This window comes from Pantoea sp. (assembly GCF_028283705.1).
In the GTDB taxonomy this organism is placed as follows: domain Bacteria; phylum Pseudomonadota; class Gammaproteobacteria; order Enterobacterales; family Enterobacteriaceae; genus Pantoea.
In genome coordinates, this window is record NZ_JAPWKD010000005.1 from 153,440 (window position 1) to 169,475 (window position 16,036).

Consider the following 16,036-nt stretch of genomic DNA (forward strand, 5'->3'; position numbering starts at 1 on the left):
TCAGGAACGCGGATACTTATCGCTATTCACCCAGGCGTGATCTTTCTCCCAGGTAAATTTCCACAGACGAACCGGACCCGCCATCACGTTGAGATAATAGTTGTCATACCCCGCCAGTGTCGCCACCGGATGGTAGCCACGCGGCACAGTGACCACATCGCGGTTATACGGTGCCAGACATTCGTCCAGTGAACGGTCGTCGGTGTAGACGCGCTGCATGGCGAAACCGGGCTCCGGATCGAAACGGTGATAATACGTCTCTTCCAGATAGGTTTCGTCAGGGCTGTCTTTCTGATCGTGCTTGTGGCTCGGATAAGAACTGGTCGCCCCTTCGTCGGTGTAAACTTCCACCACCAACAGGCTATCGGCCGGTTTGTTGTCCGGCAGAATATTATGCACCAGACGCTGGTTGCGCCCCTTACCACGATGCTCGACCCCGACATCTTCCGGCGCAATCAGACGCGCCGGCAGGTTGCCCTGGCTGGGGGCGTTACACACCGCCAGCTCCAGATCGCTATCGGCATAGACTTCCACCTCATCGTTATGCGGCACATATACCGAATAGGGCGGAATGCGTTCGAAGGGTGACAAACGCTTGCCCAGATTAGGGAACTCAGCATGACGGGTTTTTACCGAGGCAAAACCCGCCACCAGTACCAGACACAGCTCTTTATCACCGCTGGGAAGCCGAAGAGTTTGGCCTTTTTTCAGCAAATACGCATCAAAGCCCACGTATCCCCAACCGGCGCTTTCCGGCGTGACATGCTGAATACGGCCATTGCTGTCTGGCTGCTGCGCTTTCGCAAGTAGTGACATCCCAATCCTCCTTAACCCAGCGTCGGCATGCTGAACTCAGAGACCGTCTGCTGACCGCTCGGCCAGCGCACGGTGGCAGTTTTCATGCGGGTGTAGAAACGCACGCCATCCGGCCCGTGGACATTCAGCGCACCAAACACCGAACGTTTCCAGCCACCGAAGCTGTGGAATGCCATCGGCACCGGAACCGGTACGTTGACGCCTACCATGCCCGCTTCCACATCCTGCACAAACTCACGCGCGGTGTGGCCGTTGCTGGTGAAAATGGCGCTGCCGTTGCCGAATTCATGGCTGTTCACCAGTTGCAGCGCGCTGCTGAAATCCGGGGAACGCATGATGCTCAGTACCGGTCCGAAGATCTCTTCGCGCCAGATAGTCATCTCTGAGGTCACGTTGTCGAACAGCGTGCCGCCCACGTAGTAACCTTCTGCATGGCCCGGCACCTGATAGTTTCGGCCATCGACCACCAGTTTCGCGCCTTCCTGCTCACCTTTGTCGATGTAGCCCAGCACTTTTTTCTGGTGCGCGGCAGACACCACCGGCCCCATTTCATTCTCTTCCGCACCTTTCTGGATACCCGGTCCGACGCGCAGCGCTTTGATCAGCGGGGTCAGTCGGGCGATCAGTTTGTCGGCAGTGCCCTCACCCACCGCCACCACTACCGGCAGTGCCATGCAACGCTCACCGGCAGAACCAAAAGCACCGCCCATGATGGCATTCACCGTGGCATCCAGATCGGCATCCGGCATCACGATGGCGTGGTTTTTTGCGGCACCAAACGCCTGAACACGTTTGCCGTGGGCGCTGGCGGTTTTGTAGATATGTTCCGCCACGCCAGAAGAACCGACGAAGCTCACCGCCGCCACGCGCGGATCTTTATACAGTTGCTCGGCATCTTCGTTGGAAGAGTGAACCACGTTGAATACGCCATCCGGCAGGCCCGCTTCTTTCAGCAACTCCGCCATACGCACCGAAGCGGATGGGTCCAGCGCCGGTGGCTTGAGAATAAAGGTGTTACCGCAGGCCAGTGCAATCGGGAACATCCACAGCGGCACCATCGCCGGGAAGTTAAACGGGGTGATACCCGCTACCACACCCACCGGCTGCATCAGTGAGTAGCTGTCCACGCCGCCACCCACATTTGGCGAGTTTTCACCTTTAATCAGATGCGGAATACCGCAGGCAAATTCGATCACTTCAATGCCGCGCGTCAGCTCACCCAGCGCATCTGACCACACTTTGCCGTGCTCAGAAACGATCAGCGCCGCCAGCTCCTCACGGTGCTGTTCCATCAGCGCTTTAAAGTTGAACATCACACGGGCACGACGCAGCGGAGAGGTTTTGGACCATTCCGGGAATGCCGCATGAGCGACTTCAATCGCTTTAGCGACTTCATCTGAGGTGCTCTGCGTCAGTTCACGCACCACTTTGCCGGTCGCCGGATCGTACACCGGTATGGTTTCATTGCTGGCGCTGTGGGTAATCTGGCCGCCGATAAAGTTTCCTACGATGTTCATGTCGTTGCCTCTTTAATGTGTAAACCCGCGAGAACGAAAAAGCATGGTATGAAGCTATTACAGTGAAATAAATTTTTCAAATACTTATTTTTGGAAAATTTACCTTTAGCGGACTGGATCGCATTTTCCTGCCCATGACATCCCTACATCACGCCACACCAGAACATTAAACAAAACGAAAGATGAAATTTTTGCGAGGAAGATCCAATATCTGAAATTTCATAATTCACTAACAATGAAATAAATGTTCTCTTTAGCACCATCTTACCCGCACCCCATTACAGGAGCCGTCACATGGCCATCGATCCAACCCGTTTCTGTATTAACCGTAAAATTGCCCCGACGCTGTCGCTGGAAGCCTTTTTCCAGCTGGTGCAGCGTCTGGGTTTAAACAAAGTGGAACTGCGTAACGATATGCCGGGCGGCAGGGTGACGGATGATCTGAGTGTGGCGCAACTGCGCGCGTTGACCGACAAATACCACATCGAAATCGAAACCATAAACGCGCTCTATCCGTTCAACCGTCCTGATGACACGCTGCTGGCCAAAGCCGAAGCCCTGTTGCAGGAAGCCCAGCAAATTGGCGCGAAAGCACTGGTGATGTGTCCGCTGAATGAGGGCATCGCCATTGCCCCGGAACAGACGCTGGCAGCGTTGCAAACCCTTGCTCCACGCTTTGCCCATTATGGCATCCAGGGACTGGTGGAACCGCTCGGCTTCCCGGTCAGCTCCCTGCGTTCCGCCGTGAAGACGCAGCAGCTCATTCGTGATGCGCAGGTGCCGTTCAAACTGCTGCTGGATACGTTCCATCATCATCTGTACGAAAACGCGGAGCAGGAATTCCCGCAGGAGATTGATGTTAACCAGATTGGCCTGGTGCATCTGTCCGGTGTGGAGGATACGCGCCCGACGGATCAACTCACCGATGAACAACGCATCATGCTGAGTAATAACGATGTGCTGAACAGCGTGGCCCAGGTGAAACGCCTGGAGATGCTGGGTTACAAAGGCATCTACGCCTTTGAACCGTTCTCTTCTGCGTTGGAGAAGTGGAGCGCCAAAGATATCGAACGTGAAATCCACGCCAGCATTGAATTGCTGCAAGCCTGATAAAACCCGCGCGATAAATCTCTAACCGGGGGTTGCTGTCCGCTGCTCCCGCCTGCCAGACCCTTATCTGTGTCATTGACACAACGTTGTAGTGATTGGCCTCGGTCGGAGGCCACTTTTTTAATTCTCTTTAATCTCTACCGGCGGACTGTCAGGCTGGCGTCTGCTCATCCGCAGCGTACACACCAGCGCCAGACAAACCAACAACGCCGTCAGGAAGTAAACCAAGGGTACGCCCGCGTAGCTCATAATAAAGCCTGCAATCGGCCCGGTGATCCCCAGCGACAAATCCATAAACGCCGTATAGGTTGCCAGCGCACTACCCTGGTTCTGCTGCGGCACCACTTTTACCGCCACCACGCCAATCGCCGGGAACACCAGCGAGAAACCTGCGCCGGTAAAAAATGCCCCGACTTTTGCCATCCAGGGATCGAACGAACCCGCCACGAGGAACAGGCCCACGGCTTCCACCGCAAAGCAAATGCTGGCGACCCGTAAGCCACCGAGACGATTGATGGCGTTGGGAAACAGCAGACGCGTACCGACAAATGCGGCGCTGAACAGCGTCAGCGCGAACGCAGCGCCATCCCAGCCTTTATCCTGATAAAACAGAGTGATAAAGGTCGCGATCACGCCAAACCCAGCCGACCCCATCGCCAGAATCAGGCCAAAGCCATAGATTTTCCCCAGCACATCGCGAAACGGCAGCGGTTTGGCTTTGCTGCCTTTCACCGGCGCACGTGGCAGCGCCAGCGCAATTGCCAGCACGCAGATGGCGATGATGATGCCGGACAACAGCAACAGCCCACCGGCGCGGAAAATCACCACCCCGAGCGGAGCACCAATCGCCATCGCACCGTAAGTCACGATGCCGTTCCAGGAAATCACCCGGCCAATATGCAGCGAGCCGACGCGCGCCACGCCCCACAGCGAAGTGCCGGTACCGGAGAAACTTTGCCCGACACCGAGGATCACACGGCCCAGGCACAGCAGCCCGAGGCTCAGCACCGACCAACTTTCGGTCAGCGCCGATAGCAGAATGCACAAGCCACTGAGGAAACAGCCACACAGCCCGAGCACCACCACTTTTTTCGGTCCCCATTGATCGGCGTAACGTCCGGCATGGGGGCGGCTTAACAGGGTGGCAAGATATTGCAGGCTAATCACCAGCCCGGCCCAGAAGGCGCTGTAGCCGAGTCCGTCATGGACAAAACCCGGCAGCACCGCCAGCGGCAGGCCGATGGTGAGATAGCTGGCAAAATTGAACATCACGATGGAGAGGATCAGTAAATTCAGACGGAAAGGCGTTAAAGCAGGTTCCGTGGCAGGCAGGTCAGGCATGAGTGAGTGCGCTCGTGTTTGACGAATTTTTTATAATCGAGCTGTAACTATACGCTTTTTCGCCTGCTGCGCATCATAGTGTCTGATGATATTTGGTCATCTTTCCGTCATATCCCCGCCGTAGACTCGCCGCCAGTGAAATCCCAAAGAGGATAACAATCTGATGACGCTCCTGATAAACCATCGGGTGCGCGTGGCGTATGCCGACTCCCAGCTGCTGGCGGGAGGTGGCCGATGACGCATATCGCGCAACCTATCGAACTGAAAAATCTCAGTTGGTCAGCGGGTAACCTGACCATTCTGCACGATCTCTCCCTGACCATTCCCGCCGGACAAACGCTGGCGCTGCTCGGTCCCTCCGGCTGTGGCAAAAGCACGCTGCTGAAACTGCTGGCGGGCCTGCTGCAACCCTCGGCGGGTGAAATCTGGATCGGTGACCAGTGTGTAGCCTCGGCACGCCACTGCGCTGCACCGGAAGCACGTAACCTCGGCATGGTGTTCCAGGATTACGCGCTCTGGCCGCATATGAGCGTGGTGCAGAACGTGGCCTTTCCCCTGCGAATGCGTGGCGTAAAGAAAACGGCGGCGCTGCAACAGGCGGAAGCCGCACTGGAGCAGGTTGGACTCACAGGGTTTGGCTATCGTAAACCCGCCATGTTGTCGGGCGGTCAGCAACAACGTGTGGCGTTAGCCCGCGCGTTGGTGGCGAAACCGGCGATTCTGCTGTTTGACGAACCCTTATCCAACCTTGACCGCGATCTGCGCGAAACCCTCGCGCAGACCATGGCGCAGCTGCTGCGCGCTTTTGGTATCACCGCCGTTTACGTAACGCATGACCGCGAGGAAGCCAACACCCTGGCCGACCGCATTATCCATCTGGCGCAGGGCCAGATTGTTTCAGTGACTGACCTCTCAGGGGAAACCAATGCCATCTCTCAAATCTGTTAAAACAGGAGCCATCAGCGCGATGATTTTGACTTCCGCCATGATGATGAACGATGCCGAAGCACTGACGGTGTACACCGCCGGTCCTGGCTCACTGGCGAAAAGCCTCGCCACCGGGTTTGAAAAACAGACCGGGGTTAAGGTGAATATCTTCCAGGCCACCACCGGCAAAGTGATGGCGCGTCTGGAAGCGGAGCAGGCTAACCCGCAGGCGGATGTACTGATCTCAGCGTCATGGGACACAGCAGAAGACCTGCAACAACGTGGCTGGCTGCTGCCGTATCAAAGCCCAAACGCCGCGAACGTACCGGCCGCATTTAAAACCGATGCTTACGTCGCCCAGGGCATTTCCGCGCTCGGCATCGTGTGGAACACCAACAGCCATACGCCAGAACCCAAAACCTGGCAGGACCTCACTGGTCCGGCGTTCAAAGACAAAATCACCACCCCCGACCCGGCGCTGTCGGGTGCCTCTCTCGACCTGCTGATTGGTTTGCAGAATGGTGAAGGCGAGAAGGCGTGGCAGCTGTTTGATCAGTTGAAAGCCAATGGCATGGTGATCAGCGGCCCGAACGCGCAAGCGGTAACGCCGGTGTTGCAGGGGGCGAAAGCCGCGGTGTTTGGCGCGGTGGATTACGTGACTTACAACAACATCGCCCAGGGTGAAGCGGTGAAAGTGATTTTCCCGGAAAACGGCACCGTGGTGGCCCCGCGTCCGATGATGATCCTGAAAAGCAGCCAGCATGCCGCCGATGCTAAAGCCTTTATCGATTATGTACTGTCGGATGAAGGCCAGCAGCAGGTGGCAAAAGCCTGGCTGATGCCCGCTCGTACCGATATCAAGGCGCAACGTCCGTTAATCACCGAGATCAAACTGTTGCCGGTGAATCAGGAAGGCGGCAGTGAACGCGCGGCAGTGCTGAAGCGCTTTGCCACGCTGTTTGGACAATAAACCATGTCGCGTGCCCTGTTTAACGGCCTGATCCTGCTGGCACTGCTGGTACTGGTGGCGCTGCCGCTGCTGTTTATCGTGCTACAGGCGTTGTTTCCGCATCTGAGCGAGGGGCAATGGCAGGGAGCTTTCAGTACGCTGCCCGCGTTACTGGAAGATCCGCAGCTGGTACCGATGTGGCTGGGTACGCTGAAAATTGGTCTCGGCGTGGCGCTCGGCAGCCTGGTATTAGGCCTGCCGCTCGGCACGTTGCGTGGCTTGTTTCGTCTGCCAGCGGCGGCGCTGTGGGATTTGTTGTTTCTTATCCCCTTCCTGACGCCACCCTATATTGTGGCGCTGGCCTGGACGCTGGCGCTGCAACGCAATGGTTATGTCGAGCAGCTCACCGGCCTGAATTTTGACAGCCTGTTGTTTAGCAGCAGCGGCATGATGCTGGTGATGACGCTCAACATCTTCCCGGTGGTCTATTTCGCGGTGTCGCGCTCACTGATGGCAAGCGGACAGCGTCTGGCCTGGGTCGCGCGGGTGCATGGCGCTCATGCCTGGCGCGCCTTTGCGCAGATAACCCTGCCGCTGACCTTACCAGCCCTGGCCGGTGGCGTACTGCTGGCGTTCACGCTGGCGATTGAGGAATACGGCGTACCGGCGGCGCTTGGCGCTCGCGCCGGGCTAACCCTGATGACAGTCGGCATTGAGCAAAAACTGGCTGACTGGCCGATCGATCTGCCGGGGGCGGCCTCGCTCTCGCTGATGTTAAGCCTGGTGGCGCTGCTGGCGTGGTTTTGCCAGCGCAAATTGACCGGCAGCAGCGATGTCACGGCGGTGAGCGGTAAACCAGTGGCGCAGGAAGCCACCAGCCCCGGTCGCTGGCAACTGCCGATATTGCTGCTGTTCGTGCTTACCGCCCTGCTGGCAGTGGCGCTACCGCTCGGCGCGATGACGCTGAGCGGCCTGCTGAACACCTTGTCGGGCGGCATTCATCCCGGCAACCTGACGCTGCGACATTTCACCGCGCTGTTCAGCCAGCAGGGTGATGCACTGGCGGCGTTCACCACCAGTATCGGGCTGGCGCTCGGCGCGGCATTGCTCACCGGGTTGCTCGGATTTTTGATTGCCTGCCGCGTGGCCGAAGGTAAAACGCGTTTGCTAGCGCTGATGGATGGGCTGGCCTTGCTGCCTGCGGCGATGCCGGGGGTGGTGATTGGCGTCGGGCTGATTTTGTTGTGGAATCGCGGCTTCTGGCCGGTCTCCCCCTACAACACGCTGGCGATTTTGCTGCTTTCCTACAGCTGCCTGCTGCTGCCGTGGCCGGTGCGCTATGTCAGCAGCGCCCTGCGTCAGCTCGGCCCGACGCTGGAACCGGCAGCGCGGGTGCACGGTGCCTCGCGTTTGCAGGCGCTGCGATTGATTGTGCTGCCACTGGTCACCCCGAGCCTGCTGGCGGCGATGATGATGGTGTTCGCCGTCGCCTCGCGCGAACTGGTCACCTCCCTGCTGCTGGCACCCGCTGGGGTACAAACCGTGGCGATATTTATCTGGCGGCAGTTCGAACAGGGTTCAGTGGGCCAGGGCATGGCGATGGCGACGCTAACGTTGTTCGCCAGCCTCAGCCTGATGCTGGCAGCGCTGGGTCTGCTGCGGCGGCAATCGACTTAAACCCACCTGGATCAATAGCGGCACGATTTATCGCGCAATTTCGTGCATCGTGCAGGGAAAACCGCGCGATAAATCGCGCCGCTACAGCTCTTGCTTGATGGTCAACCCGGACAGTGCCAGTTTCAGCGCGGTAACGTCCGCAGCAGCAGACATCCCCCTTGCCAACGCATCGAACAGGTTGTCGTCACCATCCCGGCTGCGGCCTGCAATTCTCCAGCTGGCGGGCTGCCCGCTATTCCCCGGCGGAATGTTCAACGCGTCATACATCAGCAGCCCGCCTTTGTTTTGGCGGGCGCGGATGGCCACCAGATTATCCACTGGCAGCACCTCATCCCCCAGGCTGCCCGATTGCCATCCCGCCGGGGTGCAGACTCGCACCCTGTCATCCAGTTCCACCACCAGAATATTAAGGTTTCGGACGCTGGCGATTTGCCGGATGTGATCATTTTTCACTGCCTGATAATGGGCAAAGTTAATGATATCCATCTGATAATCAGGGCCGTAACCAATCAGCAACTCCTCGCCTTTGCTGATTTTTCTCTGAGTGACATACACCACCGCCACCCCCTTGTGGCGCGGTTTTCTGGCATAGAAAACCATCACATTGTTTTCACCGCGTACCGGATAACCCGGCAGGTGGCCGGTATTGATCAGTGCCAGCAGGTTGGGATGTTGATAGCCGCTGATGCTGACATTCGGCTGACGGGTGGCAAACAGATAAGTGAAGATGGCATGCGGGCCGTGTTTTTTAATCGCGGCGTCAAGGCTATCCCCGCCAGCAAGAATATCCCCGGAATAGATGCCGAGACAGGTTCCGGCCGGGATATCTTCCCGTGCCACAATCTGATTGCCTGCCGGATCGTCCGGCTGCCTGTTGATGGCTAAATAACGCTTCTGGAGGGCCGCATCGCTCTTCCCGTCAGTTTTCACCGCCAGCTTTACCTGATCCCGTACCGCCTGTTGCCAGGCTTCAGGCAGTCGGCTGAGACCCACCACTTCCACCTGCTGCCAGTTGCCCAGTTTTTCATGCGTCGCACTGAGCCCGGTCAGCGGATCGCGCAACAGCGGACCAGCATAATTTTGCGCCCGCTGCGCGAAGGATCTCTCCTCAAGGACGACAGTTTCGGCCATTTCCGCCTGCTCCATTGGTTCCGGTTTGATAACCGTAACTGACGTCGCTAACAGCTGGAGTGACTTTATTTCAGCGTACAGGCTGTTAGGCTGGATTTTATAGTGCCTCGCCAGCTGTAACTGGCTGATTTTCGGCCAGGCTTGTCGATCTTTGTGGTCCAGATACAGACGTGCTATCAGCGACGAATCCGGGGCATCCTCTGGCGAAAGACGTTGATTGAGAAAGTTGATTTGCCTTACCGTCAGCGCCGCCGACTGGAATTGGTTGATATCGGCGCGCAGGCTGTTCAGGTTGACCTTGTAGTAAGCCGCTAACTGAAAGGTAGTGATACCCGGCCAATCCAGACTGCGTCTCTGGTCGACATAGAGTTCGGCCACCTGGCTGGTCGTGATGCCATCCGCCAACGGCAGATAGCGATGAAGATAAATGTCCTGCGCCGATACCAGCGGAGCATCCTTCATACAACCAATTTTATAGATGAGGGTGGAGAGCTTCACCTTGAAATGTTGTGCCAGAACCCGCTGGGTAATACTTCGTGTTTCAAGCGCACTTTTAAAATCGAGCCAGACCCGCGCTACCGCTGCTGCGGTGATCTTTTTTTTCGTGGCTATCAAGCTATCGAGCCATTCCCTGTCACTATCTGGCAGCGCATTCGGCTTTTCAATACTGATGGTTCTGCTCAGCGAGTTATGGTGCAACTGACAATATTTTGCCAGCTGCATCACGGTGATTCCCTGTGACTCCAGCAACGCTTTGTTATGATGAGTTAACCGGGCTACCGTTTTCGTATCAGCCCAGGACGGCAATAACATCTTCAGCGTGTTTTTTTGCCCCGCCGTTAGCGGCACTGATTTAATCCAGTTGATTTTGTGCACCAGGTTATCGCGGCTGACTTTATAGTGTTTGCTCAGCATTCTCCGGTTGATATTGTTTTCCCAAAAAATCTGCTCATTAGCGATAAATAACCGGGCTACCGCATCCACATCCGGCTTATTCTTCAGAGGAAGCAGGCAATGCAGCATGCTTTCCTGTGATGGCAAGAGTGCCACGGGTTTGACCTTATCGATGGCTTTTTCCAGAGTCCGCTTATTAATTCCGCAATGTCCCGCCAGCTGGCGCTGAGAGATTTGCTGCCCGACCAGGCGTTTTTGATTGTCAAAATAACGTTGTGCAACTTCACTTAGCGTCAGTTTCTGTACGGCTGGGAACAGTTCATTTAACGTCGTCTCCTGCTTATGTGTGAGTATGCCCGGCCTGGCACTGCCGATGGCTATCCACTTTATTCCATAGTAGCGAGACAGCACCCGCTGGGTGACTTTCATCTCGCCCATGGCCTGCTGGTTGTCGACAAATAGCTGGGCCACGGTCTTCGCGTCGGGATGATTTTCTGCGGGCAGGAGCTTATGCAGGAAGCTTTTCTGCGCTGAAGTGATGTTTGCCGGAGATATACTGATTAAAGCGCGTAGCAGGGAACTGCGCGATATCCCGTAGTACCAGGCAAGGACTATCTGAGTTACTGACTTCGGGCGGGAACGATCTTTATACAGGGTCGCCACTGCGGCGTTCTTCGCCGCCCCCTCGGGTACGCTTTGGCGCTCAAGCCATTTACGTGCCAGCTCAGAGAGCGTGCCCAATAGTTGCGCAGTCCTTTCTTCGTCTTTCTTCAGTTCCGTCTCGCTACGGCTCGCTCTCAGCCCACAACCTACCCGCCCTCTGCTCTTCTTTTTTACGCCTTCCTGGTCCGGCACGAGAGATTCGATCGCGGGGTTAGTGATTTGCGTAATACTTTTATGCCAGCCCATATCAAAGGACGGGCCAGGTTGTGGTGGTGAGGATGGAATTTGTGCCTGAGAGACCGGTGATAAAGGTGCCATCGCGTTTCCTCCCTGTTCGATGAGCGGCAAACCGTTGCCACTATCCTGAGTATGCCTTCATCCCTGTACAAAAAATGCACGCCAGGTCGGCAATTTCGCCAGATCACACTTTTTATGCAAGGAAATGCCAGCAACGGCAAAACATTGTCAATAATCGCAAAGCAGGGACGATAATTGATCACGGTCAGTTTCGTTGCCAATCAAAACGCTAACATGCACGGCCCTGGGAAAATGATATGCTGCGAAAGCCGCAGCACATCCTCTTCCTGCTGCTGAAATCTACCGAGGAACGCCTGGTGCCACCGCAAAGAAAACATCGCGATTTTGGCTGGCTGTTGATCGTTTGTGCCGGGCTGCTGCCCCTGGTGCTCGGTATCCTGTGCACGGCGATTGAAGCGCGCCATACCGTGTATCAGCAACAAATCAGCACGGCCAACTCCCTGCTGGCCCAGGCCGAAAAAATGAGCGACAGTGCCTGGAATATGATCACCCAGTTGCGCCAGTACCACTATCAACCCTGTTCGGCGATTGAAGACAAGCTGCAACGTGCCGGTAACCTGAACGCCTATTTTCGTTCGATTGGTAAGCTCGAAGGAGAGAATGTCACCTGCTCCTCTGCGTATGGCCTGAATCCTGGTACCCTGAGCGAAATGATCATGCGGCAACCACCGGTGACCGGCAAAGCCTGGTGGAGCATTTCCATCAGCGGCACCTCCGGCGTACCGGATCGCCCGGCGGTGGTTTTTGTCCGTCAGTTGCCCGATGGTGAAGGGTTTTGGGCGGTGATTGATGGCCAATATCTGATGGATTTTATGCAGGCGATTGGCGAATCGCGTGGCTATCGCATAAGTATACGGTTTAACGAGGGTGCGGCCATAACCTACGGGCCACGCGAACAACGACCGGAAACCTACCTGACAAGCGAAGCCTGGTCGGCACAGTCCAGCCGCTATCCCATCAGCGTAGAGGTGATTGTCCCTCCCAGCGAGCTGCTGAAGGCCTGGCGGCAGGCGCTGTTTATCTTCCTGCCAATGGCAGCCATTTTCTCCATTCTGCTGATGGTTCTTACCGCCAACTGGTTGCGCCGCCGCATCTCCTGGCGCGATGAAATCCGTCGGGCCATGCGCAACCGCCTGTTCTCCGTCCATTATCAGCCAGTGTATAGCGTGGCTCAGCAACGCTGTGCCGGTGCCGAAGCGCTGCTGCGCTGGCAATTACCGAATGGCGATACCATTCGCCCGGATATCTTTATCAGCGCGGCGGAAGAAGAAGGCATGATCGTCCCCCTGACGCGCCATTTGCTGGAGCTGATGGCAGAAGATATCCAGAGCTGGAATGTGCAACCCGGTTTCCATATCGGACTGAACGTGGCGGCAGAACATCTGCAACACCCCGAATTCGTTAATGATATTCAGCTGTTCGCCCGACGCGTGAAAGATAAACAAGTGCAGATTACGCTGGAACTGACGGAACGCAGTCTGATTCACGACGGCGAAGACGTGGCGCGCAAGCTGCGCCTGTTGCAATCACAGGGAATGAAAGTGGCGATTGACGACTTCGGCACCGGCCATTGCTCGCTCAGCTATCTGCAAACCTTCCCGCTTGATTATCTGAAAATTGATCGCGGCTTTATCAACGCCATTGAGCGGCTGGATGGCGAAACGCCGGTACTGGATGCCATCATCAACCTCAGCCATAAGTTACAGCTTGAGGTGCTGGGTGAAGGGGTGGAGACTTGGTTACAATTCCAGTACCTGCAGCAACGTGGTGTGGTATTTATTCAGGGCTATTATTACGCCTACCCAATGGATAATGACCGGCTGCGTGCGTGGCTCAACGAGCAAGGGGCGCGGCCGCTACTCGCTGAGGAACGCCATGAACCTGAACTGCATCATTCTTGATGATTACCAGAACGTCGCCCTGAAACTGGCCGACTGGACCACGCTGGAACCGCTGGTCCGCACCCGCGCGCTGACCACCCATATCGATAACCAGGATGCGCTGGTCAGCCAGATTCAGCATGCCGATATCCTGGTGGTGATGCGTGAACGTACCCCGCTCAGTGCCGAACTGATTGGCCGCCTGCCAAACCTGAAATTGATCGTTACCTCCGGTATGCGCAATGCCTCGATTGATCTCGACGCCTGTCGCGAACGCTATATCGCGGTTTGCGGCACCGCCAGCAGCAGCGCGCCACCACTGGAGCTGACATGGGGGCTGCTGCTCGGGCTGGCACGCCATCTCGTCAGTGAAAACCAGGCGCTGCGCAGCAATGGTCCGTGGCAACAGACGCTGGGCATCGGGTTGCATGGCAAAACGCTGGGGCTGCTGGGTCTGGGGAAAATTGGTGGTGCGATGGCGCAGGTTGCGCAGGCGTTTGGCATGGATGTTTGTGCCTGGAGCCAGAATCTGACTGATGAACGTGCAGCCGCCTGCGGCGTAAAAAAGATGGCATCGCTGCATGCCTTATTACAGGCGAGTGATGTGGTATCCCTGCATCTGGTACTGAGCGAACGTACCCACCATCTGCTCGATGCAGTCGCACTGGCGCAAATGAAACCCGGCGCATTGCTGATCAATACCTCGCGAGCGGGTCTTGTCGACCAGGCGGCGATGATTGCGGCATTGCAATCCGGGCATTTAGCCGGGGCCGGTCTGGATGTGTTTGAGCAGGAACCGCTGCCCGCCGGGAGCCCATTACGCCAGCTGCCGAACGTGCTGGCGACGCCGCATCTGGGCTATGTCGCCGACAGTAACTACCACACTTATTTTACCGAAGCCGTGGAAGATATCGCCGGTTGGCTAACAGGCGCACCGCTGCGTTCACTGCTCTGAACGACGTTTTTTAGCACCACGCTGTACCACAGTTTTAGCCACAAAATAGCCAGTTACTGGCGTAAACATGACAAATATCACGCAAAAACGGTATACTCTGTCGCGGGAGGCGATAATTACTCACGTAATTATCGCTATAGCGGGCCAGAGAAATCTCATCTTTACGGCTATGCTTTAATTTTCTCAACGCCGCGGCCTGAAAACTGTGAATCGGTCCGCGCCGTTGAGGACTTTCTGATTCCAGGACAGGGTAACCTCATGAAAATTCGTAGGAAACGTGTAAAACCGATCGGGCTGGATGATGTCACTATCATCGACGACGCCCGTTTACGTAAGGCCATCACCGCGGCTTCTCTGGGCAACGCGATGGAATGGTTCGATTTCGGTGTGTATGGCTTTGTGGCTTATGCGCTGGGTAAAGTGTTTTTCCCGGGGGCTTCGCCCGGTATCCAGATGATCGCCGCACTGGCGACCTTCTCCGTGCCCTTCCTGATCCGTCCACTGGGCGGTCTGTTCTTCGGCATGCTCGGTGACAAATATGGTCGCCAGAAAATTCTTTCCATCACCATCGTCATCATGTCGATCAGTACCTTCTGTATCGGCCTGATACCCTCTTACGAGTCCATTGGTATTTGGGCACCGGTGCTGCTGCTGATCGCCAAAATGGCGCAGGGCTTCTCCGTGGGTGGGGAATATACCGGCGCGTCCATCTTCGTCGCTGAATACTCACCCGACCGTAAGCGTGGCTTTATGGGCAGCTGGCTGGATTTCGGCTCCATCGCCGGTTTTGTGCTGGGTGCCGGTCTGGTGGTATTGATCTCCACCATCATCGGAGAAGACCGCTTCCTCGAATGGGGCTGGCGTCTGCCGTTCTTCGTCGCCCTGCCGTTAGGGATTATTGGTCTTTATCTGCGCCACGCGCTGGAAGAAACCCCGGCATTCCAGCAACATGTGGATAAGTTGGAACAGGGTGATCGCGAAGGTCTGCGTGACGGCCCGAAAATCTCGTTCAAAGAGATTGCCACTAAACACTGGAAAAGCCTGCTGGCCTGTATTGGTCTGGTGATTGCCACCAACGTCACCTATTACATGCTGCTGACCTATATGCCGAGCTACCTGTCACATAATCTGCACTACTCGGAAGACCATGGCGTGCTGATTATCATCGCCATTATGATCGGGATGCTGTTTGTGCAACCGGTGATGGGGATGCTGAGTGACCGTTTTGGCCGCCGCCCGTTTGTGATTATTGGCAGCATCGCGCTGTTCATCTGCTCAATCCCGGCGTTTATGCTGATTAACAGTGGCGTGATTGGGCTGATTTTTGCCGGTCTGCTGCTGCTGGCGGTGATCCTGAATGCCTTCACCGGCGTGATGGCTTCGTCGCTGCCCGCAATGTTCCCGACCCATATCCGCTATAGCGCGCTGGCCAGTGCCTTCAACATTTCGGTGCTGGTTGCCGGTCTGACGCCGACCGTTGCCGCCTGGCTGGTGGAAGCCACCAACAATCTGTATATGCCCGCTTACTATCTGATGGTGATTGCGGTGATTGGCTTAATCACCGGTCTGTATATGAAAGAGACCGCCAACAAACCGCTGAGCGGCGCGACCCCAGCAGCCTCTGACCTCGCAGAAGCGCGCGAGATTCTGCAAGAGCATCACGACAACATCGAGCAGAAAATCGAAGATATCGATGCCGAGATCGCGAAGCTGGAAGCGAAGCGCAAAAACCTGGTGCAGCAGCATCCGGATATCAACGAATAATCCCCCTCAACTCCCACGTCAGTGGGAGTTTTCATTTTCCCCGCAGCACACAAACCTTCATCGACCTCGGCAAAAAGGAGTAGACTGACGCTAC

Annotated in this window: 11 protein-coding genes; 7 read left to right on the top strand and 4 right to left on the bottom strand. The window is 56.3% G+C overall.

Going from position 1 to position 16,036, the window contains the following annotated elements; all coding sequences use genetic code 11:
• Together iolB and PW844_RS04160 are read right to left on the bottom strand one after the other, a co-directional pair.
• A complete protein-coding gene (gene iolB, locus PW844_RS04155; RefSeq protein WP_299448227.1) occupies positions 1-816 on the bottom strand; it encodes a 5-deoxy-glucuronate isomerase in 816 nt (271 codons plus the stop codon).
• Between the two features lie 11 nt (positions 817-827).
• Entirely contained in the window at positions 828-2,333 is a 1,506-nt protein-coding gene (locus tag PW844_RS04160; protein ID WP_084877569.1) for a CoA-acylating methylmalonate-semialdehyde dehydrogenase, read from the bottom strand.
• A 294-nt stretch (positions 2,334-2,627) separates the two neighbouring features.
• Between PW844_RS04160 and PW844_RS04165 the strand changes: the two genes are divergently transcribed.
• Positions 2,628-3,443: a TIM barrel protein gene (locus PW844_RS04165; RefSeq protein ID WP_299448230.1), complete on the top strand. Its 816-nt coding sequence runs from the start codon at positions 2,628-2,630 to the stop codon at positions 3,441-3,443.
• Positions 3,444-3,563: 120 nt separating this feature from the next.
• Here PW844_RS04165 and PW844_RS04170 read toward each other — a convergent pair whose 3' ends face one another.
• Positions 3,564-4,784, bottom strand: coding sequence for an MFS transporter (locus tag PW844_RS04170; RefSeq protein ID WP_299448232.1), 1,221 nt, complete (start codon positions 4,782-4,784; stop codon positions 3,564-3,566).
• Positions 4,785-5,018: 234 nt separating this feature from the next.
• Between PW844_RS04170 and PW844_RS04175 the strand changes: the two genes are divergently transcribed.
• From PW844_RS04175 to PW844_RS04185, 3 genes are read left to right on the top strand one after another with little or no spacing between them, the layout of a single operon-like run.
• Positions 5,019-5,732, top strand: a complete 714-nt coding sequence (locus PW844_RS04175) for an ABC transporter ATP-binding protein (protein ID WP_299448234.1) — start codon at positions 5,019-5,021, stop codon at positions 5,730-5,732.
• Positions 5,710-6,681, top strand: coding sequence for an ABC transporter substrate-binding protein (locus PW844_RS04180; RefSeq protein ID WP_299448236.1), 972 nt, complete (start codon positions 5,710-5,712; stop codon positions 6,679-6,681). Before PW844_RS04175 ends, PW844_RS04180 begins: the two co-directional genes overlap by 23 nt.
• Positions 6,682-6,684: 3 nt before the next feature.
• A complete protein-coding gene (locus tag PW844_RS04185) occupies positions 6,685-8,337 on the top strand; it encodes an iron ABC transporter permease (protein ID WP_299448238.1) in 1,653 nt (550 codons plus the stop codon).
• An 81-nt stretch (positions 8,338-8,418) separates the two neighbouring features.
• Here the strand turns inward: PW844_RS04185 and PW844_RS04190 are convergent, their stop codons facing one another.
• Complete coding sequence (locus tag PW844_RS04190) at positions 8,419-11,343, bottom strand: SET domain-containing protein-lysine N-methyltransferase (RefSeq protein WP_299448240.1); 2,925 nt, start codon at positions 11,341-11,343, stop codon at positions 8,419-8,421.
• Between the two features lie 296 nt (positions 11,344-11,639).
• Here PW844_RS04190 and PW844_RS04195 point away from each other — a divergent pair, with 296 nt between their 5' ends.
• From PW844_RS04195 to proP, 3 genes are all read left to right on the top strand, one after another.
• Complete coding sequence (locus tag PW844_RS04195; RefSeq protein ID WP_299449146.1) at positions 11,640-13,244, top strand: EAL domain-containing protein; 1,605 nt, start codon at positions 11,640-11,642, stop codon at positions 13,242-13,244.
• Positions 13,219-14,178, top strand: coding sequence for a D-2-hydroxyacid dehydrogenase family protein (locus PW844_RS04200; protein ID WP_299448242.1), 960 nt, complete (start codon positions 13,219-13,221; stop codon positions 14,176-14,178). The genes PW844_RS04195 and PW844_RS04200 overlap by 26 nt, the downstream gene beginning before the upstream one ends.
• A gap of 258 nt (positions 14,179-14,436) precedes the next feature.
• On the top strand, positions 14,437-15,942 hold the full coding sequence (proP, locus tag PW844_RS04205; protein ID WP_084877594.1) for a glycine betaine/L-proline transporter ProP: 1,506 nt from the start codon (positions 14,437-14,439) through the stop codon (positions 15,940-15,942).
• The last annotated feature ends 94 nt before the right edge of the window (positions 15,943-16,036 follow it).